Origin of the sequence: Armatimonas sp., from assembly GCF_043760365.1 — a bacterium.
Classification (GTDB): domain Bacteria; phylum Armatimonadota; class Armatimonadia; order Armatimonadales; family Armatimonadaceae; genus Armatimonas.
On record NZ_JAYUPA010000451.1, the window covers coordinates 1 to 1699 of the forward strand.

A 1699-nucleotide genomic window follows, 5' to 3' on the forward strand; every position below is an offset into this window, starting at 1 on the left:
GCCGCCAGGTGGAGAGCGACCTACGTGCTCTGTATGAGCTGCACCGTACGCTCTCTCATGCCTTCCCTGAGCTGCCTCATCCTCTTGTGGGAAGTGCGACGGCGCAACAAGCCGCTGACGAAGCACGAAAAGAAGTGCGCTGTCTTTTTCGGGTCGAGGAGAGCCCAAGGCATGGCACTGTTATTCTGGTACAGTCCCGTGTGGAGCCTGACTGGGAGAAGCTTACCGCGCAACACCCGACCTACTTGCTCGCTTCTGCTGAGGTGAAGCAATGGGAACCTAAACTGGCGAGGGATACACCGCTACGATTTCGCCTTCGTGCAAACCCCACTGTCAAGCGAGAGGGGAAGCGGCTCCCTTTACGAACGGAGGAGCAGCAGCTTGAGTGGATTGGGAGGCAGGCGAGTAGCCACGGCTTCTCCCTTCCCCTCAAGGAATTTCGTCGGCGTGATGGCTCCGCTCTCACGCTGCCCTATGCCGAGGTTATAGAGCAAGAGGCACAGAAGCACCATCGGGCAGAGAGTCGGACAACCCACCATGCGGTTCTCTTCGAAGGGGTTCTCACGGTCACGGATACGGCTCTCTTTGCTGAGGCATTAGCCGCAGGCATTGGGGCGGCGAAGGGTTTCGGGTTCGGGCTGCTGAGCGTGGCCCGCGCCTAGCTTTCTTCCGGTTGCGGGTGACCAAAGCGCGCTGCTCTGCCCTCCGATTCCGGTTGCGGTGATTAGGTAGCCTCTGCTTGGGCTTCCGCAACCGGATGCGGGTGCGTGGGAAGGGACATTTAGTCACCCGATTCCGATTGCGGAGAGAGAGACAGCTCTGAGTGCCTGTTTTCTTCCGGTTTGGAAAGGCGGGGAACTCTCTGAGGGCACTTTTCCGTAAGAGAAGATGAAGGCGAGGGAGCCTCGCTGAGAAAGGAAACGCCTGTCATGGCAATGGTTATTGAAGAAGTGGTTAAGGCTGCAGAGCTGGTTCGCTCGGTGGACGATAGTCGGGCTGCTACTGATCCTTTTAAGATTCCGGCGGTTCTACGGAGCACGATTGAGACAGAGTACACCGCTCTGATGGCCCTGGGAGGCTCACAGATGATGACGGAGGGGGAGCGTGCCCGGCACTCCCAGCGCTACCAGTCTGCGCTGGAGAGCCTGCAAGAGCGCTTGAAAGATGGCTTCCGTCATATTCAGTCCCGTCCCGACTACGAGGTGGATGCCGCCTCGCGCTTGGGGGCGTTCAATTCCTACGGCTGGACGGGGGGAAAGCTAGGCTCTCTCCAGCGTGATGATCGGGTGATTTTGCTGGCCCAGCAGGCCATCACTGCCTCTGCGTCCGTCCAGCCCGAGCTGGCCCGCTACCCGGAGGAGCTTCTCACCCGGATTCAGGATGCCCTGGCGGTGGTCGTGGCCGCGCGTCCTTTAGCCAGCGTCGGTCGTCGTCAGAGCCTCACCCAGCAGCGCGATGGTGCCGCCAAAACGCTGTGGGTTTCGATAAGCCGTGCCCGGTTCCACTACTGCGCCGCCAGCACGCTGCTAGACAAAACCCCCGAGCTCGCTCGCATCGGCTTCCAGCCCCGTCGTGTGAGTGGTCAGCGTCTCTTGCCCAGTGAGGGAGGAGGAGGAACTACCCCGTAAAAGGGCGAAGATTGAGCCTTTTTCACGAATCGGTTCTCCCACCGTCAGGTGGGCTGGGTGCAGGTAGCTGA

Annotated in this window: 2 protein-coding genes; both read left to right on the top strand. The window is 60.2% G+C overall.

Annotation, left to right across the window (positions count from 1 at the left end):
• Positions 1-662 (top strand): type I-E CRISPR-associated protein Cas6/Cse3/CasE (gene cas6e / locus ACH2EH_RS10595; RefSeq protein WP_395141478.1); only part of this gene is annotated, 662 nt, incomplete at its 5' end.
• A 267-nt stretch (positions 663-929) separates the two neighbouring features.
• The gene (locus ACH2EH_RS10600) at positions 930-1628 is read left to right on the top strand and encodes a hypothetical protein (protein WP_395141480.1); all 699 of its coding nucleotides are present in this window, start codon (positions 930-932) and stop codon (positions 1626-1628) included.
• Positions 1629-1699 lie beyond the last annotated feature (71 nt).

What these genes read in the sequence shown, in the direction of transcription:
- ACH2EH_RS10600 (WP_395141480.1), top strand. Translation starts at nt 930, where the DNA reads ATGGCAATGGTTATTGAAGAAGTGGTTAAGGCTGCAGAGCTGGTTCGC.